Source organism: Enterobacter vonholyi (assembly GCF_040834095.1).
Lineage (GTDB): Bacteria > Pseudomonadota > Gammaproteobacteria > Enterobacterales > Enterobacteriaceae > Enterobacter > Enterobacter vonholyi.
On record NZ_CP162152.1, the window covers coordinates 1,005,064 to 1,028,579 of the forward strand.

The 23,516-nt window shown below is 53.7% G+C and carries 21 protein-coding genes; 9 read left to right on the top strand and 12 right to left on the bottom strand.

Annotated features, from left to right (window positions below; all coding sequences use genetic code 11):
• Positions 1 to 8: 8 nt before the first annotated feature.
• A complete protein-coding gene (gene ispA / locus AB3N39_RS04700; RefSeq protein ID WP_133293879.1) occupies positions 9 to 908 on the bottom strand; it encodes a (2E,6E)-farnesyl diphosphate synthase in 900 nt (299 codons plus the stop codon).
• On the bottom strand, positions 909 to 1,151 hold the full coding sequence (gene xseB, locus AB3N39_RS04705) for an exodeoxyribonuclease VII small subunit (RefSeq protein ID WP_133293880.1): 243 nt from the start codon (positions 1,149 to 1,151) through the stop codon (positions 909 to 911).
• 191 nt (positions 1,152 to 1,342) lie between these two features.
• Between xseB and thiI the strand changes: the two genes are divergently transcribed.
• Positions 1,343 to 2,791 (top strand): tRNA uracil 4-sulfurtransferase ThiI, encoded by a 1,449-nt coding sequence (thiI, locus tag AB3N39_RS04710; RefSeq protein ID WP_111963420.1) that lies wholly within the window; start codon positions 1,343 to 1,345, stop codon positions 2,789 to 2,791.
• 94 nt (positions 2,792 to 2,885) lie between these two features.
• Here the strand turns inward: thiI and yajL are convergent, their stop codons facing one another.
• Both yajL and panE read right to left on the bottom strand, forming a co-directional pair.
• Positions 2,886 to 3,479: a protein deglycase YajL gene (yajL, locus tag AB3N39_RS04715; RefSeq protein WP_133293882.1), complete on the bottom strand. Its 594-nt coding sequence runs from the start codon at positions 3,477 to 3,479 to the stop codon at positions 2,886 to 2,888.
• A complete protein-coding gene (gene panE, locus AB3N39_RS04720; RefSeq protein ID WP_133293883.1) occupies positions 3,442 to 4,353 on the bottom strand; it encodes a 2-dehydropantoate 2-reductase in 912 nt (303 codons plus the stop codon). Before panE ends, yajL begins: the two co-directional genes overlap by 38 nt.
• Before the next feature lie 121 nt (positions 4,354 to 4,474).
• Between panE and AB3N39_RS04725 the strand changes: the two genes are divergently transcribed.
• Positions 4,475 to 4,966: a YajQ family cyclic di-GMP-binding protein gene (locus tag AB3N39_RS04725; RefSeq protein WP_023334701.1), complete on the top strand. Its 492-nt coding sequence runs from the start codon at positions 4,475 to 4,477 to the stop codon at positions 4,964 to 4,966.
• A gap of 31 nt (positions 4,967 to 4,997) precedes the next feature.
• Here the strand turns inward: AB3N39_RS04725 and AB3N39_RS04730 are convergent, their stop codons facing one another.
• The 8 genes from AB3N39_RS04730 to AB3N39_RS04765 form a co-directional block, all read right to left on the bottom strand.
• Positions 4,998 to 6,359, bottom strand: a complete 1,362-nt coding sequence (locus tag AB3N39_RS04730; protein ID WP_115874347.1) for an MFS transporter — start codon at positions 6,357 to 6,359, stop codon at positions 4,998 to 5,000.
• 150 nt (positions 6,360 to 6,509) lie between these two features.
• Positions 6,510 to 7,397 (bottom strand): heme o synthase, encoded by an 888-nt coding sequence (gene cyoE, locus AB3N39_RS04735; protein WP_013095848.1) that lies wholly within the window; start codon positions 7,395 to 7,397, stop codon positions 6,510 to 6,512.
• A gap of 11 nt (positions 7,398 to 7,408) precedes the next feature.
• Positions 7,409 to 7,735: a cytochrome o ubiquinol oxidase subunit IV gene (locus tag AB3N39_RS04740; protein ID WP_006176899.1), complete on the bottom strand. Its 327-nt coding sequence runs from the start codon at positions 7,733 to 7,735 to the stop codon at positions 7,409 to 7,411.
• Positions 7,735 to 8,349 (bottom strand): cytochrome o ubiquinol oxidase subunit III, encoded by a 615-nt coding sequence (locus tag AB3N39_RS04745; protein ID WP_008503324.1) that lies wholly within the window; start codon positions 8,347 to 8,349, stop codon positions 7,735 to 7,737. Before AB3N39_RS04745 ends, AB3N39_RS04740 begins: the two co-directional genes overlap by 1 nt.
• Complete coding sequence (gene cyoB, locus AB3N39_RS04750) at positions 8,339 to 10,330, bottom strand: cytochrome o ubiquinol oxidase subunit I (protein WP_014168864.1); 1,992 nt, start codon at positions 10,328 to 10,330, stop codon at positions 8,339 to 8,341. The genes AB3N39_RS04745 and cyoB overlap by 11 nt, the downstream gene beginning before the upstream one ends.
• Positions 10,331 to 10,346: 16 nt before the next feature.
• On the bottom strand, positions 10,347 to 11,294 hold the full coding sequence (gene cyoA / locus AB3N39_RS04755; RefSeq protein ID WP_014882770.1) for a cytochrome o ubiquinol oxidase subunit II: 948 nt from the start codon (positions 11,292 to 11,294) through the stop codon (positions 10,347 to 10,349).
• A 476-nt stretch (positions 11,295 to 11,770) separates the two neighbouring features.
• Entirely contained in the window at positions 11,771 to 13,246 is a 1,476-nt protein-coding gene (ampG, locus tag AB3N39_RS04760) for a muropeptide MFS transporter AmpG (protein WP_133293884.1), read from the bottom strand.
• A 46-nt stretch (positions 13,247 to 13,292) separates the two neighbouring features.
• A complete protein-coding gene (locus AB3N39_RS04765) occupies positions 13,293 to 13,871 on the bottom strand; it encodes a lipoprotein (RefSeq protein WP_023310568.1) in 579 nt (192 codons plus the stop codon).
• A 305-nt stretch (positions 13,872 to 14,176) separates the two neighbouring features.
• Here AB3N39_RS04765 and bolA point away from each other — a divergent pair, with 305 nt between their 5' ends.
• The 7 genes from bolA to ppiD all read left to right on the top strand — a co-directional run bounded on the left by bolA (position 14,177) and on the right by ppiD (position 23,512).
• Entirely contained in the window at positions 14,177 to 14,494 is a 318-nt protein-coding gene (gene bolA / locus AB3N39_RS04770) for a transcriptional regulator BolA (protein ID WP_021241655.1), read from the top strand.
• A 330-nt stretch (positions 14,495 to 14,824) separates the two neighbouring features.
• On the top strand, positions 14,825 to 16,123 hold the full coding sequence (gene tig, locus AB3N39_RS04775) for a trigger factor (protein WP_023310569.1): 1,299 nt from the start codon (positions 14,825 to 14,827) through the stop codon (positions 16,121 to 16,123).
• Between the two features lie 260 nt (positions 16,124 to 16,383).
• The gene (clpP, locus tag AB3N39_RS04780; RefSeq protein WP_010428105.1) at positions 16,384 to 17,007 is read left to right on the top strand and encodes an ATP-dependent Clp endopeptidase proteolytic subunit ClpP; all 624 of its coding nucleotides are present in this window, start codon (positions 16,384 to 16,386) and stop codon (positions 17,005 to 17,007) included.
• Between the two features lie 126 nt (positions 17,008 to 17,133).
• Positions 17,134 to 18,408, top strand: a complete 1,275-nt coding sequence (gene clpX / locus AB3N39_RS04785; protein ID WP_023310570.1) for an ATP-dependent protease ATP-binding subunit ClpX — start codon at positions 17,134 to 17,136, stop codon at positions 18,406 to 18,408.
• 182 nt (positions 18,409 to 18,590) lie between these two features.
• Complete coding sequence (gene lon, locus AB3N39_RS04790) at positions 18,591 to 20,945, top strand: endopeptidase La (RefSeq protein WP_023334706.1); 2,355 nt, start codon at positions 18,591 to 18,593, stop codon at positions 20,943 to 20,945.
• A gap of 210 nt (positions 20,946 to 21,155) precedes the next feature.
• A complete protein-coding gene (hupB, locus tag AB3N39_RS04795) occupies positions 21,156 to 21,428 on the top strand; it encodes a nucleoid-associated protein HU-beta (RefSeq protein ID WP_002444653.1) in 273 nt (90 codons plus the stop codon).
• A 212-nt stretch (positions 21,429 to 21,640) separates the two neighbouring features.
• Positions 21,641 to 23,512: a peptidylprolyl isomerase gene (gene ppiD / locus AB3N39_RS04800; RefSeq protein WP_115874352.1), complete on the top strand. Its 1,872-nt coding sequence runs from the start codon at positions 21,641 to 21,643 to the stop codon at positions 23,510 to 23,512.
• Positions 23,513 to 23,516: the final 4 nt, after the last annotated feature.

Sequence of the window (23,516 nt, forward strand, 5' to 3'; positions counted from 1 at the left end):
TATATAGTTTATTTATCACGCTGGATTATATAGTCCGCTAGCGCTTCCAGTGCCGAGGTATCCAGCGATTGCGCAGCCAGTTCATTCAGCGACTGGCGGGCATCGTCAATCAGATCCCGGGCTTTACGTTGGGCTTGCTCAAGGCCCAGCAGGGCGGGGTAGGTACTTTTGCCAAGCTGCTGGTCCGCACCCTGACGTTTACCCAATGTTGCAGTATCGCCCACCACATCCAGAATGTCATCCTGAACCTGGAATGCCAGACCGATACTTTCTGCGTATCTGTCCAGAATCGGCAGGGCTTTGCGCCCTTGTTCACCCGCGCTCAGCGCGCCCAGGCGAACGGCGGAACGAATCAGTGCCCCGGTTTTATGGCGATGAATACGCTCCAGCTGTTCCAGATTAACCTGACGTCCTTCCGCTTCAAGATCCAGCGCCTGTCCGCCGCACATACCGGCCACGCCGCTGGCCATTGCCAGCTCGGAGATCATCGCCAGACGGTCGCGGTCAGCCACTTCCGCCATTGGCGCGTCGCTCAGAATCGAGAACGCCAGCGTTTGCAGGGCATCACCCGCCAGGATGGCATTCGCCTCACCAAACTTGATATGGCAGGTGGGTTTACCCCGACGCAAATCGTCGTCGTCCATGGCCGGGAGATCGTCGTGGATCAGCGAGTAGGCGTGGATGCACTCAACGGCGGCTGCCGGAGCGTCCAGCGTGCTATCGCTGATGCCAAACATATTGCCGGTGGCATACACCAGGAACGGGCGCAGGCGCTTTCCACCCAAGAGTGCGCCATAGTGCATGGCTTCAACCAGTGGAGTGTTCTGAAAAGGCTGTGGCGCAATAAAACGGCGCAGGGCGTCGTTGGCGCGTACGACACGCGCCTGAAGCTCGTTGGCAAAATCCATTTACTCGGCGTCCGGTGTGAAAGGCGTGGTTTTCCCGTCTTCGCTGTCGGAAAGCAGGATCTGCACGCGCTGCTCGGCCTGCTGCAGCTTGACCTGCCCCTGGCGCGCCAGCTGCACGCCACGCTCGAATTCGTTGAGCGCCTCTTCCAGCGGGAGATCGCCGCTCTCAAGACGGGTAACAATTTGCTCCAGTTCACTCAGCGCAGTTTCAAAACTGGCCGGTGCGTCGTTCTTCTTCGGCATAGTGAATTGACTCTTATATTCTTCGCCCCGACATGGTAACGGACTCGGGCGGATAAGCAAATAACGCGCAATGTGCACAGGAGCGGCGCGATGGTGGTATACTTGCGCGCCTGGATGCAGCCACGGGTGTGGGCTGCTGTACTCTTTTCCATTACAAGCCTTAACAGGCTTGCCTAAGAAACATTGCCGCCATGAAGTTTATCATTAAATTGTTCCCTGAAATCACCATCAAAAGCCAATCTGTGCGTTTGCGCTTTATTAAAATTCTCACCGGGAACATTCGTAACGTATTAAAGCACTACGACGAAACCCTCGCCGTGGTGCGCCACTGGGACCACGTTGAGGTCCGTGCGAAAGACGAAAACAAACGTCAGGATATTCGCGACGCGCTGACCCGTATTCCGGGGATCCACCATATCCTGGAAGTGGAAGATGTTCCGTTCAGCGATATGCATGACATCTTCGAGAAAGCGCTGGTGCAGTACCGTGACCAGATCGAAGGCAAAACCTTCTGCGTGCGCGTGAAGCGTCGCGGTAAGCACGAATTCAGCTCCATTGAAGTGGAACGTTATGTCGGCGGCGGTTTAAACCAGCACGTTGAAACGGCGCGCGTACGTCTGACCAACCCGGACGTGACGGTGAACCTGGAGATCGAAAACGATCGCCTGCTGCTGGTGAAAGGGCGCTATGAAGGTATCGGCGGCTTCCCTATCGGCACCCAGGAAGACGTATTATCCCTGATCTCTGGCGGCTTCGACTCCGGCGTCTCCAGCTATATGCTGATGCGTCGCGGCTGCCGTGTGCACTACTGCTTCTTCAACCTGGGCGGTGCGGCGCACGAAATCGGCGTTCGTCAGGTGGCGCATTACCTGTGGAACCGCTTCGGCAGCTCCCACCGCGTGCGTTTCGTGGCAATCAATTTCGAACCTGTGGTCGGCGAAATCCTCGAGAAAGTGGACGACGGTCAGATGGGCGTCATCCTTAAGCGCATGATGGTGCGTGCGGCGTCCAAAGTGGCTGAACGCTACGGCGTGCAGGCGCTGGTCACCGGCGAAGCGCTGGGCCAGGTCTCCAGCCAGACGCTGACCAACCTGCGTCTGATCGACAACGTATCTGATACGCTGATCCTGCGTCCGCTCATCTCCCATGACAAAGAGCACATCATCGATCTGGCGCGCGAAATCGGCACCGAAGATTTTGCCCGCACCATGCCGGAATACTGCGGCGTGATCTCTAAAAGCCCAACGGTGAAAGCGGTGAAGGCGAAGATCGAAGCGGAAGAAGAGAACTTCGATTTCAGCATTCTGGATAAAGTGGTGGAAGAAGCGTCCAACATTGATATCCGCGAGATTGCCCAGCAGACCGAGCAGGAAGTGGTTGAAGTGGAGACCGTGAGCGGTTTCGGCGCGAACGATGCGATTCTGGATATTCGCTCCATTGACGAGCAGGATGACAAGCCGCTGCAGGTGGAAGGCGTCGAAGTGGTTTCTCTGCCGTTCTACAAGCTGAGCACCAAGTTTGGCGATCTCGACCAGAGCAAAACGTATCTGCTGTGGTGTGAGCGTGGAGTGATGAGTCGCCTGCAGGCGCTGTATCTGCGCGAGCAGGGCTTTGCGAATGTGAAGGTGTATCGTCCGTAGTTTCTCGCCCGGTGGCGCTTCGCTTACCGGGCCTACGGTACCGTGCATTTGTAGGCTGGGTAAGGCGTAGCCGCCACCCGGCTTTTTTTATGCACTACTCTTCATAGTAATTATAAATCCCCGCAGGCATCACCAGCGATGATGCCACTTCGTAGGCCTTCTCGCGCCCGACCAGCAGGTCAATAATCTTTAAGCCAAAATCAATCGCAGTGCCAGGCCCCTGGCTGGTCAACAGGTTTACGCGCGGGTCCCAGACGACGCGTTTGTCCACCCAATGTTCTTCCGGGATCGTATCCTTCAGCCCCGGGAAGCCGGTCATATTGCCGACGGGGAAGATATCGTGCGGAACCAGAACCGTTCCCGCGGCGGCGCAGATAGCCGCGACGATACGGCCTGACAGATGGAACTGACGCACGGTCTCGACCAGCAGCGGGCTGTCGCGAAAACATTCCGCGCCTTTTAGGCCGCCGGGCAGCACGATGATGTCGTAATCTCCGTCTGCCACCTGAACAAGCGGCGCGTCTGCCAGGATTTTCACCCCGCGTGAACAGGTGATTGCAAGATTGCCGTCGCTGGCGACGCTGGCGGTGGTGATCTTAATGCCGCCGCGCACCATCAAATCAATGGTGGTGACCGCTTCCATCTCTTCGCTACCAGGGGCGAGGCAGATCAGTGCTGACGCGCTCATATTCACTCTCCTTACGTTTAACCAGGTCATACAGACGGGCGTTTTCCGGCACGGAAATGCCGTGTGCGCGGGCGCGTTTTAGCAGATAGCCGGTAATGTAGTCGACCTCCGTGTGGCGTAATGCCCGAACATCCTGCAGCATTGAGGAGATGTTTTCTGCTGTACTCTCAATGACCTGCTCGACATAGCAGCGCAAATCGTCTGCCGAGGTATGCAGCCCTTCCCGCTCAACGACCGCCGCGACTTCCGCACACAAAATGGCAACGTCCTGCGGATGATTTTTCAGCTCCCCGTTCGGGCAGTTCCACAGCGCCGTCAGCGGATTGATCACGCAGTTTACCGCAAGCTTACGCCACAGCTGAGGGCGGATGTTGTTGTGCCATGCGACGTCCGGCAAGACCTTTTGCAGAACATCGGCAAGATAGCTGTAGTCGCCATCCTGTGGTCTGGCAGGACCCATGTGCGTCACGCCGCTGGCGACATGCACAATGATGTTGCCGTCGCGACGGGCAGCGTGCGTGGTCGTCGCCATCAGCAGGGGCTGCGGGACGCTTTTCAGCTCATCGAGGGTACCCATGCCGTTATGCAGCAGCAGTATGGGCGAAGTGGGGGGGAGCTGCGCGGCCAGTGTCTTTACCGCGTCTGAGACCTGCCAGGCCTTGAGCGTCACCAGTAAAAGGTCGCTTTGCGCCAGGAAATCAGGATCGTTGGCGGTGAGAGATTCGTTAAAGATGCTTCCGTCTTCACCAATCAGGTTTACACTGCAGTAGGGTTGGGGCACTCGCAGCCAGCCCTGAACCTCATGTCCGTGCTTGCACAGCGCGGTCAGCCACAGCTGACCAAGCGCTCCGCATCCGAGCACCGTAATTTTCATTGTTCCTCCTCACCTGCAACTGCGCCAGGTGTTACAGCTTAATTATACAGCTAAGCTTCTGTTGAGTTATGCCTCGTAGCGGGTATTATGCAACGCAACAAAAGTGAAGGGAGAAGAAAAGATGCCATCTTTCGATATTGTTTCCGAAGTTGATATCCAGGAAGTTCGCAACGGCGTTGAGAACGCAACCCGCGAAGTTGAGTCACGTTTCGATTTTCGTGGCGTTGAGGCGTCGTTTGAGCTGAACGATGCAAATAAGACCATTAAGGTGCTGAGCGAGTCTGATTTCCAGGTGAATCAGCTGCTCGATATTCTGCGCGCCAAGCTGTTAAAGCGCGGCATCGAAGGGACGTCTCTCGATGTGCCGGAAGAGTTCGTGCACAGCGGTAAGAACTGGTTTGTAGAAGCCAAGCTGAAGCAGGGTATTGAGAGCGCGGTGCAGAAGAAAATCGTTAAGCTCATCAAAGACAGCAAGCTGAAGGTGCAGGCGCAGATCCAGGGTGAAGAAATTCGCGTGACCGGTAAGTCCCGCGACGATCTCCAGTCCGTAATGGCGCTGGTGCGCGGCGGCGATTTGGGACAACCGTTCCAGTTTAAAAACTTCCGCGATTAATATAAAAAGCCCGGTTAAACCGGGCTTTTTATCACGCCTTGAGCGCCTGCTCGACTTCGAAGCGGTTAGTCATTTTACTGTCTATCTTGACGTAAGCGCTGCGCTCTTCCGGGACAATGAGCACGTCCGTCACGCCCTCTTTTTCTTCCAGACGCTGCTTAAGCGCATCGCTAATTTCCACATCATCCGGGATTTCTATCCGCAGGCTGCTCACGTAGCGCGGCTCTTTCATGGTGCTGGCGACCAGCAGCCAGACTGTCGCTAACAGCGCACCGGCGAGAAACACGGTTTGTGAATCAAACAGGCCGTCCACCCAGCCGCCGAGCGAGCCGCCGATCGCCACGCCGAGAAACTGGCTGGTGGAGTAAATACCCATTGCCGTACCTTTGTAACCGGCGGGCGACTCTTTGCTGATAAGCGACGGCAGCAGCGCTTCCATCAGGTTAAAGGCCAGGAAGAACAGCTGCACGCCGGCAATCAGCTCCCAGAAGTGCGGACCGGCACCCCAGAGCACGATTTCGGCAATCAGCAGGACCGCCACGCAGCCCACGAAGACGCGCTTCATTTTGCGCTTCACTTCGGCGTAGATGATGAACGGCACGACGGAGACAAACGAAATCAGCATCGTGACCAGATAGATTTTCCAGTGCTCAGCCGCCGGGAAACCCGCTGCCGCAAGCTGGCCGGGCAGGGCGACAAAGGTCGACATCAGCAGGATGTGCAGACACATAATGCCAAAGTTCAGCTTCAGAAGGCGCGGCTCGACAATCACTTTGCTGAAGCAGCCTTTTACCATCCCGGATTCACGGTTGAGGACGTGGTTTTTGCTGTCCGGCACGACCCACAGGGTTAACGCAATACCAATGGTTGCCAGCACGGCAATCATCCAGAACAGGGCGTGCAGACCCAACGTGTGCGTAATGATGGGGCCAAGCACCATCGCAATCGCAAACGTTACGCCAAAGCTCACGCCGATGAACGCCATTGCTTTGGTGCGGTTTTGCTCGCGGGTTAAGTCGGACAGCAGCGCCATCACCGCGGCGGCAATCGCGCCGGAGCCCTGCAGGGCGCGGCCAAGAATAATCCCCCAGATGGAGTGGGAGAGGGCGGCAATCACGCTTCCGAGCACAAAGACCAGCAGCCCGCCGACGATCAGCGGCTTTCTGCCCACCCGGTCAGAGAGCAGGCCAAAAGGGATCTGGAAAACCGCCTGCGCCAGGCCGTAGATGCCGATCGCGAGTCCAATCAGCGCCTCGCTGGCCCCCTGCAGCGCCATACCGTACGTGGTCAGAACAGGCAGGACCATAAACATGCCAAGCATCCGTAGCGAGAAGACAGTCCCTAAGCCCCAGGTCGCGCGTAGCTCGCCTGGCGTCATTTTATAATCGTTCATTACCACCTCAGTTCAAAAGCAGGCCATAGTGTAGTGCGGGGAAGGGGCGGGGTAAATAAAGGGTTATTTAACAAATATTACATGCGTTATTAGTAGATTCAGCGAATAAAAAAGGGTGCCGAAGCACCCCCTTTATTGACCTGTTTTGGCTTACCAGACGTAAGTCAGCAGGTTATGTGAATCCGGCACCATAAAGTCTACGGACATCATCACGGAAAGCGAGGTGATGGCCACAATCGAGAACACAAACAGTTTGCGCGCCCAGACTTTGTCATCTTCCACTTTGTAACCGCGCAGCGCCATACCGAGCCACCAGACGCTCACCGCAGCCGCTACCGCCAGATATTTGTATCCGGCGTAACCACCCAGAGAGAGCATCAGCGTTGCCACGGCAAAGGCGATGATGTACAGCGTGATGTGGTTCTTGGCAACCGAAATGCCCTTCACGACCGGCAGAACCGGGATGTTCGCTGCCTGATAATCCTTAAAGCGGAAAATCGCGATGGCATAGGAGTGCGGCATCTGCCACAGGCTAAAGATAGCCAGCAGGATCAGCGCACCGCTGTCGAACTCGTTCGTGACCGCACAGTAGCCAATCACCGGCGGCGCAGCGCCGGAGAGAGAACCAATCAGCGTGCCGTAGACGGAGTGGCGCTTCATATACAGGCTGTAGACGCCCACATACACCACGAACCCCATCACCCCCAGCCAGCAGGCCAGTGGGTTAGCACCAAACCACAGCAGCATAAAGCCAGCAATACCCAGCAAGGTGGCGTACACCAGCGAGACGGAAGGGGCGATCAGGCCTTTCACCAGCACCCGATTTTTGGTCCTTTCCATCTTCTTGTCGATATCCATGTCGATGTAGTTGTTAAATACACAACCGGACGCAACAACCAGTGACACACCGACCAGCGTGTAGATAAAGAGGGTGTAATCAATGCTGCCCTTAGAGGCCAGCAGGAACCCTCCGATCACGGAGATCAGGTTGCCAAAGATGATGCCTGGTTTCGTTACTTGCAGGTATTGCTTAAACATACTCGCCGCTCTTAGTGAACCATCATGTTGTAGTTGAGGTTCCACATAATCCAGATGGAACCGACTACCAGGATAGCGATGATAATCACGGTAAAGATAAAGGCGGTCATATTCCAGCCTTCATCGGACTTGGTGTTCATGTGCAGGAAGCAAACCAGATGCACCAGAATCTGAATCACAGCGGTTACCAGGATTGCACCCAGGATAACCGGCTTAGACGCAGAACCGCTCATCACCATCCAGAACGGGATCACCGTCAGGATGATCGACAGGATAAAACCTGTCATGTAGGTTTTTACGCTGCCGTGGGAAGCGCCATGATCGTTAGAATGACTCATTACATCGCCCCCATCAGATAGACAACAGAGAACACACAGATCCACACCACGTCCAGGAAGTGCCAGAACAGGCTCAGGCACAGGATACGGGTACGGTTAGTACTGGTCAGGCCGCGACGGGAGATCTGGAACATCAGGACTGCCATCCAGATCAGACCGGAGGTCACGTGCAGACCGTGAGTGCCGACCAGCGCGAAGAACGCGGACAGGAAGCCACTGCGATCCGGGCCGAAGCCTTCCATGATCAGGTGATGGAATTCATAGATTTCCATCCCGATAAATCCAGCACCAAACAACCAGGTCAACGCCAGCCAGGAAACAACCTGGCTCTTGTTGTTTTTGTACATGGCGATAGCCGCCATGCCGTAGGTGATGGAGCTGAATAACAGCAGTGCGGTTTCAACCAGAACGAACGGCAGTTCAAAGATGTCCTTGCCGGTCGGGCCGCCCGCTGTGCCGTTCACCAGAACGGCATAGGTTGCGAACAGACAGCAGAACAGAATGCAGTCGCTCATCAGGTAGATCCAGAAACCGAAGACTTTGGTCGGTCCTGTATCGTGGTGCGCATGCTCATGCGCGTGGGCAGTTGAGTGCGCCAGAGTATCAGTTGCCATTTTTCAGCCCCGCTTTAGAAATCTCGTCGAAATGCTGATTTTCCAGCTTCTCAACTTCACGGACTGGTACGTAGTAGTCCACGTCCTCGTCAAAGCTCTTCACAATCCAGCTGATTACGATGCCGGCGAAGCCAACAATCGCCATCCACCAGATGTGCCAGATCATTGCGAAACCAAATACCGTTGCGAAGGCGGCAATCACGATGCCCGCACCGCTGTTTTTCGGCATGTGGATCTCTTCGTAATGAGCAGGTTGCTTGTACGCTTCACCTTTCTCTTTCATTTCCCAGAATGCGTCACGTTCATGAACCTGCGGCACAATGGCGAAGTTATAGAAAGGAGGTGGAGAAGAGGTCGCCCACTCCAGCGTACGGCCACCCCATGGGTCACCGGTCAGGTCACGGTTCTGATCGCGGTCGCGAATAGACACGTAGAACTGAATCAGCTGAGACGCGATACCACAGGCAATCAGCACGGCACCGCCCGCTGCAACCATCAGCATTGGGTGGAACTGCGGATCGATCTGCTGGCTCAGGCGACGGGTCATACCCATGAAGCCCAGCACGTACAGCGGCATAAATGCTACGAAGAAGCCGATGATCCAGAACCAGAACGCGCGTTTACCCCATTTTTCGTTCAGCGTGAAGCCGAACGCTTTTGGCCACCAGTAGGTTACGCCAGCGAAGCAGCCGAAGACCACGCCACCGATGATAACGTTATGGAAGTGCGCAATCAGGAACAGGCTGTTGTGCAGAACGAAGTCAGCGCCCGGTACCGCCAGCAGTACGCCGGTCATCCCACCTACGGAGAAGGTTACGATGAAGCCGATGGTCCACAGCATCGCTGAGTGGAACACGATACGGCCCTGGTACATGGTGAACAGCCAGTTGAAGATCTTCACCCCGGTAGGGATGGCGATAATCATGGTTGTGATACCGAAGAAGGCGTTTACGTTCGCGCCCGCACCCATGGTGAAGAAGTGGTGCAGCCAAACGATGAACGACAGAACGGTAATACACACGGTTGCCCACACCAGAGAGGTGTAACCAAACAGACGTTTACGCGAGAAGGTTGCCGCGATTTCGGAGAACACACCGAACACAGGCAGAACCAGAATGTACACTTCCGGGTGACCCCAGGCCCAAATCAGGTTGATGTACATCATCATGTTGCCACCCATATCATTCGTGAAGAAATGGGTGCCCAGATAGCGATCCAGGGTCAGCAGCGCGATGGTGACGGTCAGAATTGGGAAGGAGGCAATAATCAGGATGTTGGCGCACAGAGATGCCCAGGTAAATACCGGCATCTTGAACATGGTCATGCCAGGGGCACGCATCTTGATAATGGTCACGAAGAAGTTGATACCGGTCAGGGTAGTACCGACACCGGAGAGCTGAAGCGCCCAAATCCAGTAGTCGACGCCAACGCCCGGACTGTACTCAATTCCTGACAGCGGTGGGTAAGCCAGCCAGCCGGTCTGCGCGAATTCGCCCACGCCCAGTGACAGGTTAACCAGGATAACGCCGACAACCGTGAACCAGAAGCTCAGGTTGTTCAGGAACGGGAACGCCACGTCGCGCGCGCCGATTTGCAGCGGAACGACAACGTTCATCAGACCGATAACCAGCGGCATCGCCACGAAGAAGATCATGATAACGCCGTGGGCGGTAAAGATCTGATCGTAGTGGTGCGGCGGCAGGAAGCCGGCTTCACCCGCCGAAGCGAGTGCCTGCTGGCTACGCATCATGATCGCATCCGCAAAGCCACGAATTAACATGACGATACCGACGATGCAGTACATGATACCGAGTTTTTTGTGGTCAACCGAAGTCAGCCACTCGTTCCACAGGTAGCTCCACTTACCGAAGTAAGTGATCAGGGCCAGTAAGGCCGCGCCACCAATGATAATTGCAGCCACCGTAACCACAATAATCGGTTCATGGTAGGGCACTGCATCCAGTGTCAATTTTCCGAACATTTTCTTCCTCGGCCCCTTAGTGAGCGGTTTCCGCGTGGCTCATGTCCATGCCTTCCATACCTTCGTGCGCGCTGTGCTCGCCTTCTGGCTGGGTCATGTCCATGCTCTTGCCGTGATCCATAAATTTGCCAATAACATCTTTGAACAAATCAGGTTTCACATTAGAGAAGTACTCCACCTTGTTGTATTCGCTTGGTGCAGCCACTTTTTCGAACGCCGCCATGTCAGACATGGTGTTTGGAGACTGCTTCGCTTTTTCAACCCACTGGTCGAAAGCGGCACGGTCTGGCGTCGCAATAGCTTTGAACTTCATACCTGAGAAGCCCGGGCCGCTATAGCTGGCGGAGATACCATCATAGGTGCCTGCTTCATTCGCGATCAGATGCAGGTTGGTCTGCATACCGGCCATCGCGTAAATCTGGCTACCCAGACGTGGGATGAAGAAGGAGTTCATTACGGAGTTGGAGGTCACTTTGAACTGAACCGGAGTGTTCGCCGGGAAGGCGATTTCATTCACGGTAGCAATACCCTGCTCTGGATAGATGAAGAACCATTTCCAGTCCATGGAGACCACTTCAATGGTAATAGGTTTCTCATCGTGAACCAGCGGTTTGCTTGGCTCAAGTGCGTGAGTGGTTTTCCAGGTCAGCACGGCAAGGAACAGGATGATCAGAATAGGTACCGTCCAGACCACAGCTTCCACTTTATTGGAGTGTGACCAGTTAGGGCTATACTTCGCATCTTTATTGCTCGCACGATACTTCCAGGCGAAACCAACAGCCATCAAAATGGCAGGAATAACCACAATCAACATCAGGCCAAAAGCCGTCAATATCAGTGAACGTTGTTCCAGTCCAATCTGTCCTTTGGGGTCTAGTAGTGCAGAATCACAGCCACTGAGTAATACAGTGCCCGCGAATAATGACAACCATCCCAAACTTTTATTGTATTTCCCGAGTCTCATTTAACGACCTCAATTCCACGGAGTCTGGTGGCGTTTAAAGTGTGCGGGCATTTTACGGGAAGGTTACATTACTGTAAACATCATTAGGCCTGTGTCAGGAAGGTGTTACCGGGTTCTGCCGCACGTGTCACAAGTGTTGCAAATTATGTCGGTTTTTATGACCGAAGCCGCACGGGATGGGCTTTATAACGAAAGGACCCCTAAGCATACCCTAAAAGGGGCAATTGGTATAACCATTGTTGAAAATAAACAAAAAATTAACAATTAATTATCAATAAAAAGACATATAAAAAACGAAAAATCAAACTCTCGTATGCTGAATCGTTTAATGAAAAATAGCGTTTTGGAATAGGAGTCAATAATTTCCAAATCCTATCCCGCACAAAACAACAAATATTTTTTTGCGCCTGGCGGCTATTTCGTCGTTATAATTTCGGTTAGTGATTACAACGGGAAATAACCTTTCGCATTTTTCTTCAGGTCATCTGCGTTTTACGCAACGCCATGAAATCAAGCAGACCTCCGATCAGGATCCCGGCGATAGCCAGCAGGGCGCCTGCGTCCAGCAGAAGGGCTTCGAAAGGGAGTGCCAGAGAGGTGCTGGCATTGATAATAAGCACCACGAGCCAGAGCGCCAGAGCAATGCAGCCCGCCATTAACAGACGTAACGCAAAACGGTAGGCGCGGTGATATTCGGTGCGCGGCATAAAGTGTTCTGTTCGCTGGGTATATTCCAGCGTCTGACGGCAGACCAGCAGCAATAAAATTCCCGGCACGGCAGCTACGACCGAGAAGAGATAAAATGTTGGCCAGCCGTGGGCTTCCACGAACCAGCCGGCAATCGGGCCAACGTACACCCGGCCAACGGCTGAGAGCGCCGAGAGCAGAGCGAACTGGGTGGCTGAAAACGACTTATTGCACAGGGTCATCAGCAGGGCGACAAACGCCGCAGTGCCCATGCCGCCGCAGAGGTTTTCGAAGAATACCGCTGTGGCCATGCTGATCGTATGTTTGTCGGTAATCGACAGCAGCCAGTAGCCTGCGTTAGAGGCACCCTGAAGGATGCCGAAAATTAGCAGCGCGCGAAACAGCGTCAGACGCTGCATCAGCACGCCGCCATAAAGCGCGCCGACGATGGTCGCAAACAGCCCAAGCGTTTTATTCACCACGCCTACTTCACCGGCGTCAAAACCGACGCCGCGGATCAGGAAGGTGGTGGTCAGGCTCATGGCGAAAGCATCGCCCAGCTTATAAAGGACGATAAGCAACAGGATCAGCCAGGCGTTGTTGCGGCCAAAAAAGTCACGCAGCGGTTCGGCGACGGCCTGCTCCAGCGAGCGGGGTACCGGAATAACGTCACTCGGTTCGGGCGCGAACAGCGTCGCGATAATGCAGGGGACAAGCAGGGCGGCCATCAGCCAGTACATACCCTGCCAGCCGAGGTACCTGTCGGCGAGCCACAGCGCCAGCCCGCCGGAAACCAGCATCCCGAGGCGATAGCCCAGCACGCTGATTGCTGCACCAGCACCGCGCTCTTCCGCAGGTAACACGTCCGTCTTCCAGGCGTCGAACACGATATCCTGAGAGGCGGAACAGAAAGCAATCACTACCGCAAGCGCGGCCATCCATCGAAGCTGGGTGGTGGGTTCAAGAAATCCCATCGCCGCGATGGCCAGCAGCAGCAGGATCTGCGTCATTACTAACCAGCCGCGTCGACGCCCGAGGAAAGGCGGCGTGTAGCGATCCATGACCGGAGACCACAGGAACTTAAAGACATAGGCCTGGCCGACAAGCGAGAAGAAACCAATGGTTTTAAGATCGATGTTCTCAACCGTCATCCACGCCTGAAGCGTGCCGGAAGTGAGCGCGAGGGGTAAACCTGAGGCGAAGCCGAGGATCAGCAGAATCGCTGATTTCGGTTGCTGGAAAATGCGTAAGTAATGGCTGGACATGTTCTTATAAAACTGACCCGGTGATACACCGGGTCAGCGAGCGGGATTAACGCGCGTTCTGCTTGATGAAGTCGTGAATGCTGGTGTCCTGCGCCATATCGGCGATGGTATCGGTCAGCACGCTGTTAACGGCGTTAGCAATGTTCTGGTTGGAGGCCTGGAACGCACCTTCAACAGAATAGCTGGCGCGGTAGTTTTTGGTCATCTTGTTGCCATTCTTCGCGGTGGCAATGATGGCGATATCCGCTTTGGTCGCGATGTTGTAGCGCACGTTGCCCTGAGACACGTCAGCGTACAGGTTGTTCACGATGATCTGCAGATCGACCGCGCCGCTTGGGCCAATCATATACCCGCGAGCGGTCATCTGTTTCTCCAGCACTTCCTGCAACAGGAAGCGCAGGTCGCGGGACGCGGTGAGGGTAACCTGCTGGTTATCGCGGGTCACTTTAGCCAGCGCTTGATCCTGACGCTGATCGGCGCCGTTAATGCTCACGGTGACGCCCATCAGGCTTGGGTCCTGCTGAGGCAGGGTGATTTTTGGTGAGACATCAATAGTGGTTGGCGGGGTAGCGCAGCCTGCCAGCATAAAAAGGGCTACCAACGGAAAGAAGAGTTTTTTTAACATTTTCGGGTTCTCAACGAATCGTAAGCATATAAAGAGAAAAATTGTCGCCATCATAACATCGCCAACGGCAAGGGGAAGTGGTCAACGCATGTAAATTCATCGCCTTGTCCGAAAACTGACCAGTTCACCGTTTTTCTCAAACCGTGTATGACAAAACGTATGAGTCTCACAGTGAACTTCATTCGTTTGAATGAGAAAATCAGACGAAAGCTAAATATTTGTTGTCAAGGTGTAATGGAAACGGTAAAAGCGGCTAACATTTAAAGGGATGGGTGACATCCTGGCGTTGTCGGAGGAGTAATTTCATGATGATACGTGAGCATATAGAAGATAAATTAAGGGCAGCGTTCAACCCTGTGTTCCTCGAAGTCGTCGACGAAAGCTATCGTCATAACGTGCCGGCAGGTTCTGAAAGCCACTTTAAAGTGGTTCTGGTTAGCGATCGCTTCACGGGAGAACGTTTCCTGAATCGACACCGCTTGATCTACAGCACCTTGACGGAAGAACTCTCCACGACCGTGCATGCGCTGGCGCTGCATACCTACACCATTAAGGAATGGGAAGGTCTGCAGGATACGGTTTTCGCATCGCCACCTTGTCGCGGTGCAGGCACTATCGCCTGATAAATCGGATTTGCAACGGCTGGAGCTTTTCCAGTATGTTGCTTAGAGATTTCCTCAAAACGGCCTCCGGGCCGTTTTGTTTTGTCTACGTTTTGAGCGGATGGTGCGATTTTAAGGCTAAAAATAGCCTTAAAGTGTGAAAAAAGCCGCAGCAACATGCCCCAACCGTTCTCGACTCACCTAAGTGATGCCGCTATAATGCCGCGTCTTATTGAATGTCTTCGGGATGATTCTGGCGACAGGGAATGTGAATCTGCACTAAGAGAGCATCCCGGTATAACAGACAGATTCAGAGTTGACCGAGCACTGTGATTTTTTTGAGGTAACAAGATGCAAGTTTCAGTTGAAACCACTCAAGGCCTTGGCCGCCGTGTAACGATTACTATCGCTGCTGACAGCATCGAAACTGCTGTGAAAAGCGAGCTGGTCAACGTAGCAAAAAAAGTACGTATTGACGGCTTCCGCAAGGGCAAAGTACCAATGAATGTTGTTGCTCAGCGTTATGGCGCTTCCGTGCGTCAGGATGTGCTGGGTGAACTGATGAGCCGCAACTTTATCGATGCGATCATCAAAGAAAAAATCAATCCGGCCGGCGCGCCGAACTACGTTCCAGGCGAATACAAACTGGGCGAAGACTTCACCTACTCCGTAGAGTTCGAAGTGTACCCGGAAGTTGAGCTGAAAGGTCTGGAATCTATCGAAGTTGAAAAACCAGTTGTTTCCGTGACTGACGAAGACGTTGACGGCATGCTGGATACCCTGCGCAAGCAGCAGGCGAACTGGAAAGAGAAAGAAGGCGCTGTTGACGCTGAAGACCGTGTCACCATCGACTTCACCGGTTCTGTAGACGGCGAAGAGTTCGAAGGCGGTAAAGCGTCTGACTTCGTACTGGCAATGGGCCAGGGTCGTATGATCCCAGGCTTCGAAGACGGTATCAAAGGCCACAAAGCTGGCGAAGAGTTCACCATCGACGTGACCTTCCCGGAAGAATACCACGCTGAAAACCTGAAAGGGAAAGCAGCGAAGTTCGCTATCAACCTGAAGAAAGTTGAAGAGCGCGAACTGCCAGAACTGACTGAAGAATTCATCAAGCGTTTCGGCGTGGAAGATGGTTCTGTAGCGGGTCTGCGTACCGAAGTGCGTAAGAACATGGAACGCGAACTGAACGGCGCGGTGCGTAACCGTGTGAAATCTCAGGCGATCGAAGGTCTGGTTAAAGCCAACGAAATCGACGTTCCAGCTGCCCTGATCGACAGCGAAATCGACGTTCTGCGCCGTCAGGCTGCACAGCGTTTCGGTGGCAACCAGCAGCAAGCGATGGAACTGCCACGCGAGCTGTTCGAAGAGCAAGCGAAACGCCGCGTTGTTGTTGGCCTGCTGCTGGGCGAAGTGATTCGTACCCACGAGCTGAAAGCTGACGAAGAACGTGTGAAAGGCCTGATCGAAGAGATGGCTTCTGCATACGAAGATCCATCAGAAGTGATCGAGTTCTACGGTAAGAACAAAGAGCTGATGGACAACATGCGCAACGTTGCCCTGGAAGAGCAGGCTGTTGAAGCGGTACTGGCGAAAGCGAAAGTGACCGAAAAAGCGACCTCTTTCAACGAACTGATGAACCAGCAGGCGTAATTTCGCCCCAACGGTTTAAAGTTTGAACAGAAAACCCGTTGCCTTGCGGCAGCGGGTTTTTTTTATCGCAGCTATAGCCCAGGAAGAGTGCTAAAACGCCCTTTCGGTGTTAGCGTAACAACAAAAGGTTGTTATGCTTGAAATAGGGCACTGTAAACCCCATAAGTACGTAATCACGATGAATGAGACTGGCTGATAATCCGTCCGTAAGGTTACAATCAGTACAGCAGGTGTTTTCAATTTTGATCCAGGAGACGGAAATGTCATACAGTGGCGAACGAGATAACTTTGCACCCCATATGGCTCTGGTGCCAATGGTTATTGAACAGACCTCACGTGGTGAGCGTTCTTTTGATATCTATTCCCGTCTGCTCAAGGAACGCGTTATCTTTCTGACTGGCCAGGTGGAAGACCATATGGCTAACCTGATCGTGGCGCAGATGCTGTTTCTGGAAGCGGAAAACCCGGAAAAAGACATTTACCTGTACATTAACTCCCCGGGTGGCGTGATTACAGCAGGGATGTCCATTTATGACACCATGCAATTCATCAAACCTGATGTAAGCACTATCTGTATGGGTCAGGCTGCATCTATGGGCGCGTTCCTGTTAACAGCAGGAGCGAAGGGTAAGCGTTTCTGCTTGCCAAATTCCCGCGTGATGATTCACCAGCCGCTGGGCGGTTATCAGGGGCAGGCGACGGATATCGAAATCCACGCCCGCGAAATTCTGAAAGTAAAAGCGCGCATGAATGAACTTATGGCGCAGCATACGGGTCAACCACTCGAGCAGATCGAGCGCGATACCGAGCGCGATCGCTTCCTCTCTGCTCCAGAGGCAGTTGAGTACGGCTTAGTCGACTCCGTGTTGACCCATCGTAATTGATGCCCGCGACGCGAGTGTGCCGCTATACTAAGGTAGGGCGGCACGCTGCTCATTGCAGCTTGCGTCTTAGAATGGCATTTGCGTCGTCATGTGCGGCACAAAGAACTTAAAAAGAGGTTTGGACTCATGACAGATAAACGCAAAGATGGTTCGGGCAAACTGCTGTACTGCTCTTTTTGCGGCAAAAGCCAGCATGAAGTGCGTAAACTGATTGCCGGGCCGTCCGTGTATATCTGCGACGAATGTGTCGATTTATGTAACGACATTATTCGCGAAGAGATTAAAGAAGTCGCACCGCATCGTGAGCGCAGCGCGCTGCCAACGCCGCATGAAATTCGTCATCACCTTGACGACTACGTCATCGGACAGGAGCAGGCCAAGAAAGTGCTGGCGGTAGCGGTCTATAACCACTACAAACGTCTGCGTAACGGCGACACCAGCAATGGCGTAGAACTGGGTAAAAGTAACATTCTGCTGATCGGCCCAACCGGTTCCGGTAAAACGCTGCTGGCTGAAACCCTGGCGCGTCTGCTCGATGTTCCGTTCACGATGGCGGATGCCACCACCCTGACCGAGGCCGGTTACGTGGGTGAGGACGTTGAAAACATCATTCAGAAACTGCTGCAGAAGTGCGATTACGACGTACAGAAAGCCCAGCGCGGGATTGTTTACATCGATGAGATCGACAAGATCTCCCGTAAATCAGACAACCCGTCCATCACCCGTGACGTATCGGGTGAAGGCGTACAGCAGGCACTGCTGAAACTGATTGAAGGTACGGTTGCCGCCGTTCCGCCACAGGGTGGTCGTAAACATCCGCAGCAGGAGTTCCTGCAGGTTGATACCTCCAAGATCCTGTTCATCTGTGGTGGTGCGTTTGCTGGTCTGGATAAAGTCATCTCCCACCGTGTTGAAACCGGCTCCGGCATTGGTTTTGGCGCAACGGTGAAATCGACGTCCGAAAAACCAAACGAAGGCGAGCTGCTGTCTCAGGTTGAACCGGAAGATCTGATCAAATTCGGTCTGATCCCTGAGTTCATCGGCCGTCTGCCGGTTGTGGCAACGCTGAATGAGCTGAGTGAAGACGCGCTGATCCAGATCCTGAAAGAACCGAAAAATGCGCTGACCAAGCAGTATCAGGCGCTGTTCAATCTGGAAGGCGTTGACCTGGAATTCCGCGACGAAGCGCTGGATGCTATTGCCAAGAAAGCGATGGTCCGTAAAACCGGTGCTCGTGGTCTGCGTTCAATTGTTGAAGCAGCACTGCTCGACACCATGTACGATCTGCCGTCGATGGAAGATGTTGAGAAAGTGGTGATTGACGAGTCCGTTATTAGCGGTCAAACCAAGCCGCTGCTGATTTACGGCAAACCGGAAGCGCAGCAGGCATCTGGCGAATAATTCACCAAACCATACAAGCAGTTAATCAAAAAGGGGGGATTTTATCTCCCCTTTACTTTTTCCGTATTCATAGCGTTGAATGTGTGGGAAACATCCCCATATACTGGATACATGTTAATGGTTATGTGAAGCACAGTGACATGACCAGCTTACCTGGCGGACACTAACTAAGAGAGAGCTCTATGAATCCTGAGCGTTCTGAACGCATTGAAATCCCCGTATTGCCGTTGCGCGATGTGGTGGTTTATCCGCACATGGTCATACCCTTATTTGTAGGGCGGGAAAAATCTATCCGTTGCCTTGAAGCCGCCATGGATCATGATAAAAAAATCATGCTGGTGGCGCAGAAAGAAGCATCAACGGATGAGCCGGGTGTAAACGATCTTTTCACCGTCGGGACCGTGGCCTCTATTTTGCAGATGCTGAAGCTGCCTGACGGCACCGTGAAGGTGCTGGTAGAAGGCCTGCAGCGTGCGCGTATTACCACTCTGTCAGACGACGGCGAACACTTCTCTGCCAAGGCAGAGTACCTTGATTCGCCTGAGCTTGATGAGCGCGAGCAGGAAGTACTGGTTCGCACCGCGATTAGCCAGTTTGAAGGCTACATCAAGCTGAACAAGAAAATCCCACCAGAAGTGCTGACGTCGCTGAACAGCATCGACGATCCTGCGCGCCTGGCGGACACCATCGCTGCCCATATGCCGCTGAAGCTGGCTGACAAGCAGTCCGTGCTGGAAATGTCCGACGTTAACGAGCGTCTGGAATACCTGATGGCGATGATGGAGTCTGAAATCGATCTGCTGCAGGTTGAGAAGCGCATTCGCAACCGCGTGAAAAAGCAGATGGAGAAATCTCAGCGTGAGTACTATCTGAATGAGCAAATGAAGGCCATTCAGAAAGAACTAGGCGAGATGGACGACGCGCCGGACGAAAACGAAGCCCTGAAGCGTAAGATCGACGCGGCGAAGATGCCGAAAGAGGCGAAAGAGAAGGCCGAAGCAGAACTGCAGAAGCTGAAAATGATGTCTCCAATGTCGGCTGAAGCGACCGTTGTACGCGGCTACATTGAGTGGATGGTGCAGGTTCCGTGGAACGCCCGCAGCAAGGTCAAAAAAGATCTGCGTCAGGCACAGGAAATCCTGGATACCGACCACTATGGCCTGGAACGCGTGAAAGACCGCATTCTTGAGTACCTCGCGGTACAAAGCCGTGTAAACAAAATTAAAGGCCCAATTCTGTGCCTGGTAGGACCGCCGGGGGTGGGTAAAACCTCTCTGGGTCAGTCCATCGCCAAAGCGACCGGACGTAAGTATATCCGTATGGCGCTGGGTGGCGTGCGCGATGAAGCGGAAATCCGCGGTCACCGCCGTACCTACATCGGTTCTATGCCGGGTAAACTGATCCAGAAGATGGCGAAAGTGGGGGTTAAAAACCCGCTGTTCCTGCTCGATGAGATCGACAAAATGTCGTCGGACATGCGTGGCGACCCTGCGTCTGCACTGTTGGAAGTGCTTGATCCAGAACAGAACGTGGCGTTCAGCGATCACTACCTGGAAGTGGACTACGACCTGAGCGATGTGATGTTCGTAGCGACCTCTAACTCCATGAACATTCCGGCCCCGCTGCTGGACCGTATGGAAGTGATCCGTCTCTCGGGCTATACCGAAGACGAGAAGCTGAATATTGCTAAGCAGCACCTGCTACCGAAACAGATTGAGCGTAACGCGCTGAAAGCCAATGAGCTGACCGTTGAGGACAGCGCGATTATCGGCATCATTCGTTACTACACCCGTGAAGCGGGCGTGCGTAGCCTTGAGCGTGAAATCTCGAAGCTGTGTCGTAAAGCGGTGAAACAGCTGCTGCTGGATAAGAGCCTGAAACACATTGTGATTAACGGCGACAATCTGCATGCCTATCTCGGCGTTCAGCGCTTCGACTACGGCCGCGCGGACAACGAAAACCGCGTTGGTCAGGTGACCGGACTCGCATGGACGGAAGTGGGCGGCGATCTGCTGACCATCGAAACCGCCTGTGTACCGGGTAAAGGCAAACTGACCTACACCGGCTCGCTGGGTGAAGTGATGCAGGAATCTATCCAGGCTGCGCTGACCGTGGTGCGTGCGCGTGCGGAGAAACTGGGAATTAACCCTGATTTCTACGAAAAACGCGACATCCACGTGCACGTACCTGAAGGGGCGACGCCAAAAGATGGTCCAAGCGCGGGTATTGCCATGTGTACCGCTCTGGTTTCCTGCCTGACCGGGAACCCGGTGCGTGCCGATGTGGCAATGACCGGTGAAATTACGCTGCGTGGCCAGGTTCTGCCGATTGGTGGTTTAAAAGAAAAACTGCTGGCGGCACACCGCGGTGGGATCAAAACCGTATTGATCCCTTACGAAAACAAACGCGATCTGGAAGAGATTCCGGACAACGTGATTGCCGATCTGCAGATCCATCCTGTTAAGCGAATTGAGGAAGTTCTCAGTCTCGCTTTGCAGAATGAACCCTCCGGAATGCAGGTTGTAACCGCAAAATAGTGACCTCGCGCAAAGAGCGTCAATAAAAACAAGGCTGGTAAGTGATTTCGCACTTGCCAGCCTTTTTTTGTATAGCTAATTTAGATTGCTGATTAGGTCAGCCATCAACAACGGGTGTTGTAAGGTCATGGCAGGCCTGATATAACTGCTGCGCGGTCGCGTTGTGAAGGATTCAGGCGCGATATAAATTATAAAGAGAGGAAGAGAACAGTGAATAAATCTCAACTGATTGACAAAATTGCTGCTGGTGCTGATATTTCTAAAGCTGCAGCTGGACGTGCGTTAGATGCATTAATTGCTTCTGTTACTGAATCTCTGCAGGCTGGGGACGACGTTGCACTGGTAGGCTTCGGTACTTTTGCTGTTAAAGAGCGTGCTGCCCGTACTGGCCGCAACCCTCAGACCGGTAAAGAGATCACCATTGCTGCTGCTAAAGTGCCGGGTTTCCGTGCAGGTAAAGCGCTGAAAGACGCAGTAAACTGATTGCTTTCCCGTTTCAGGGAAGCCGGAAAGTACAAGGGCGCATCATTTGATGTGCCTTTTTTGTTTGTCCAGACCTGATTTGTGCGAGTTTATGCGAGTTGTGGGCTGACAATCGCCCCGTTTTCTTGTCACAATACGCCTTCACGCGCGACGGGCAGGATTTTCCGTCAGCGTCAGGTAACCAGTCACCTACAGCGGAGTGTTGTTACACCATGATGGACAGCTTACGCACGGCTGCTAACAGTCTCGTGCTCAAGATTATTTTCGGTATCATTATCGTGTCGTTCATATTGACCGGCGTGAGCAGTTACCTTATTGGCGGTGGCGCAAACTACGCCGCAAAAGTGAATGGCCAGGAGATCAGCCGCGGTCAGTTCGAGAATGCTTTTGCCGGTGAACGTAACCGTATGCAGCAACAGCTGGGCGACCAATTCTCTGAACTGGCGGCGAACGAAGGGTACATGAAGACTCTGCGCCAACAGACGTTGAACCGTCTTATCGACGAAGCGCTGCTCGATCAGTATGCCAAAAAACTCGGCCTTGGCATTAGTGATGAGCAGGTGAAAAAAGCCATCTTCTCCACCCAGGCCTTCCAGTCTAACGGTAAATTCGACAACGCGCGTTACAACAGTATCGTCAACCAGATGGGGATGACGGCCGATCAGTACGCTCAGGCGCTGCGTAACCAACTGACCACCCAGCAGCTCATCAATGCTGTCGTGGGCACCGATTTCATGCTCAAAGGTGAAACGGACGAACTGGCCGCGCTGGTGGCACAGCAGCGTGTTGTACGCGAAGCGACCATTGATGTTAACGCCCTGGCGGCGAAACAGCAGGTGAGCGACGCTGACGTTAACGCCTGGTACGAACAGAACAAGAATTCTTTTGTTTCTCCAGAGCAGTTCCGCGTGAGCTACATCAAGCTGGATGCGGCCGCGCTGCAGGAAACCGCGTCTGATGCAGAGATCCAGTCTTACTACGATCAGCATCAGGATCAGTTCACTCAGCCCCAGCGTAACCGCTACAGCGTGATTCAGACGAAAACCGAGGCTGATGCTAAAGCGGCGCTGGATGAGCTGAACAAAGGCGCTGATTTCGCGACCGTTGCGAAAGCGAAATCCACCGACATTATCTCGGCGAAAAACGGCGGTGATATGGGCTGGCTGGAAGACGCGACCACGCCTGACGAGCTGAAAAATGCCGGTCTGAAAGAGAAAGGCCAGCTTTCTGGCGTCATTAAGTCTTCCGTCGGTTTCCTGGTCGTGCGTCTGGACGACATCACCGCGGCGAAAACCAAGCCGCTGGCTGACGTCCGCGATGATATCGCAGCGAAAGTGAAACAGGAAAAAGCGCTGGATGCCTACTACGCGCTGCAGCAGAAGGTTAGCGATGCTGCCAGCAACGACAACGAATCTCTGGCAGGTGCAGAGCAGGCGGCGGGCGTGAAGGCGGTTGAAACTGGCTGGTTTGGTCGTGACAACCTGCCGGAAGAGCTGAACTTCAAACCGGTTTCCGATGCCATCTTCAACGGTGGTCTGGTGGGCGAGAACGGCACGCCGGGCAGTAACTCTGACATCATTACCGTCGACGGCGATCGTGCGTTTGTGTTGCGCGTCAGCGAGCATAAGCCAGAAGCGGTCAAACCGCTGGCGGAAGTGAAGGATCAGGTCATCGCTCAGGTTAAGCACAACAAAGCTGAACAGCAGGCGAAACTGGATGCTGAGAAGATTCTGTCTGATCTGAAAGCGGGTAAAGAAGACGCGCTGAAAGCGGCTGGCCTGAGCTTCGGTGAAGCGAAAACGCTGAGCCGTACCGGTCAGGACCCTATCAGCCAGGCCGCGTTTGGTCTGACTCTGCCTGCGAAGGACAAGCCAAGCTTCGGTACCACTACCGATGCGCAGGGTAACGTCGTTCTGCTGGCGCTGGATGAAGTGAAAGCCGGCACCTTACCAGAAGCGCAGAAGAAAGCGATGGTTCAGGGAATTACCCAGAACAATGCCCAGATTGCCTTCGAAGCCATGATGAGCAACCTGCGTAAAGAAGCCAAAATCAAGCTGGGTGATGTAATGACTCAGCAGCAGTAATTAC

What these genes read in the sequence shown, in the direction of transcription:
- AB3N39_RS04730 (WP_115874347.1), bottom strand. Translation starts at nt 6,359, where the DNA reads ATGAACGATTATAAAATGACGCCAGGCGAGCTACGCGCGACCTGGGGC.
- AB3N39_RS04725 (WP_023334701.1), top strand. Translation starts at nt 4,475, where the DNA reads ATGCCATCTTTCGATATTGTTTCCGAAGTTGATATCCAGGAAGTTCGC.
- clpX (WP_023310570.1), top strand. Translation starts at nt 17,134, where the DNA reads ATGACAGATAAACGCAAAGATGGTTCGGGCAAACTGCTGTACTGCTCT.
- cyoB (WP_014168864.1), bottom strand. Translation starts at nt 10,330, where the DNA reads ATGTTCGGAAAATTGACACTGGATGCAGTGCCCTACCATGAACCGATT.
- AB3N39_RS04765 (WP_023310568.1), bottom strand. Translation starts at nt 13,871, where the DNA reads ATGTTAAAAAAACTCTTCTTTCCGTTGGTAGCCCTTTTTATGCTGGCA.
- xseB (WP_133293880.1), bottom strand. Translation starts at nt 1,151, where the DNA reads ATGCCGAAGAAGAACGACGCACCGGCCAGTTTTGAAACTGCGCTGAGT.
- ispA (WP_133293879.1), bottom strand. Translation starts at nt 908, where the DNA reads ATGGATTTTGCCAACGAGCTTCAGGCGCGTGTCGTACGCGCCAACGAC.
- panE (WP_133293883.1), bottom strand. Translation starts at nt 4,353, where the DNA reads ATGAAAATTACGGTGCTCGGATGCGGAGCGCTTGGTCAGCTGTGGCTG.
- clpP (WP_010428105.1), top strand. Translation starts at nt 16,384, where the DNA reads ATGTCATACAGTGGCGAACGAGATAACTTTGCACCCCATATGGCTCTG.
- thiI (WP_111963420.1), top strand. Translation starts at nt 1,343, where the DNA reads ATGAAGTTTATCATTAAATTGTTCCCTGAAATCACCATCAAAAGCCAA.
- tig (WP_023310569.1), top strand. Translation starts at nt 14,825, where the DNA reads ATGCAAGTTTCAGTTGAAACCACTCAAGGCCTTGGCCGCCGTGTAACG.
- ppiD (WP_115874352.1), top strand. Translation starts at nt 21,641, where the DNA reads ATGATGGACAGCTTACGCACGGCTGCTAACAGTCTCGTGCTCAAGATT.
- cyoE (WP_013095848.1), bottom strand. Translation starts at nt 7,397, where the DNA reads ATGTTTAAGCAATACCTGCAAGTAACGAAACCAGGCATCATCTTTGGC.
- AB3N39_RS04740 (WP_006176899.1), bottom strand. Translation starts at nt 7,735, where the DNA reads ATGAGTCATTCTAACGATCATGGCGCTTCCCACGGCAGCGTAAAAACC.
- bolA (WP_021241655.1), top strand. Translation starts at nt 14,177, where the DNA reads ATGATGATACGTGAGCATATAGAAGATAAATTAAGGGCAGCGTTCAAC.
- ampG (WP_133293884.1), bottom strand. Translation starts at nt 13,246, where the DNA reads ATGTCCAGCCATTACTTACGCATTTTCCAGCAACCGAAATCAGCGATT.
- cyoA (WP_014882770.1), bottom strand. Translation starts at nt 11,294, where the DNA reads ATGAGACTCGGGAAATACAATAAAAGTTTGGGATGGTTGTCATTATTC.
- AB3N39_RS04745 (WP_008503324.1), bottom strand. Translation starts at nt 8,349, where the DNA reads ATGGCAACTGATACTCTGGCGCACTCAACTGCCCACGCGCATGAGCAT.
- yajL (WP_133293882.1), bottom strand. Translation starts at nt 3,479, where the DNA reads ATGAGCGCGTCAGCACTGATCTGCCTCGCCCCTGGTAGCGAAGAGATG.
- lon (WP_023334706.1), top strand. Translation starts at nt 18,591, where the DNA reads ATGAATCCTGAGCGTTCTGAACGCATTGAAATCCCCGTATTGCCGTTG.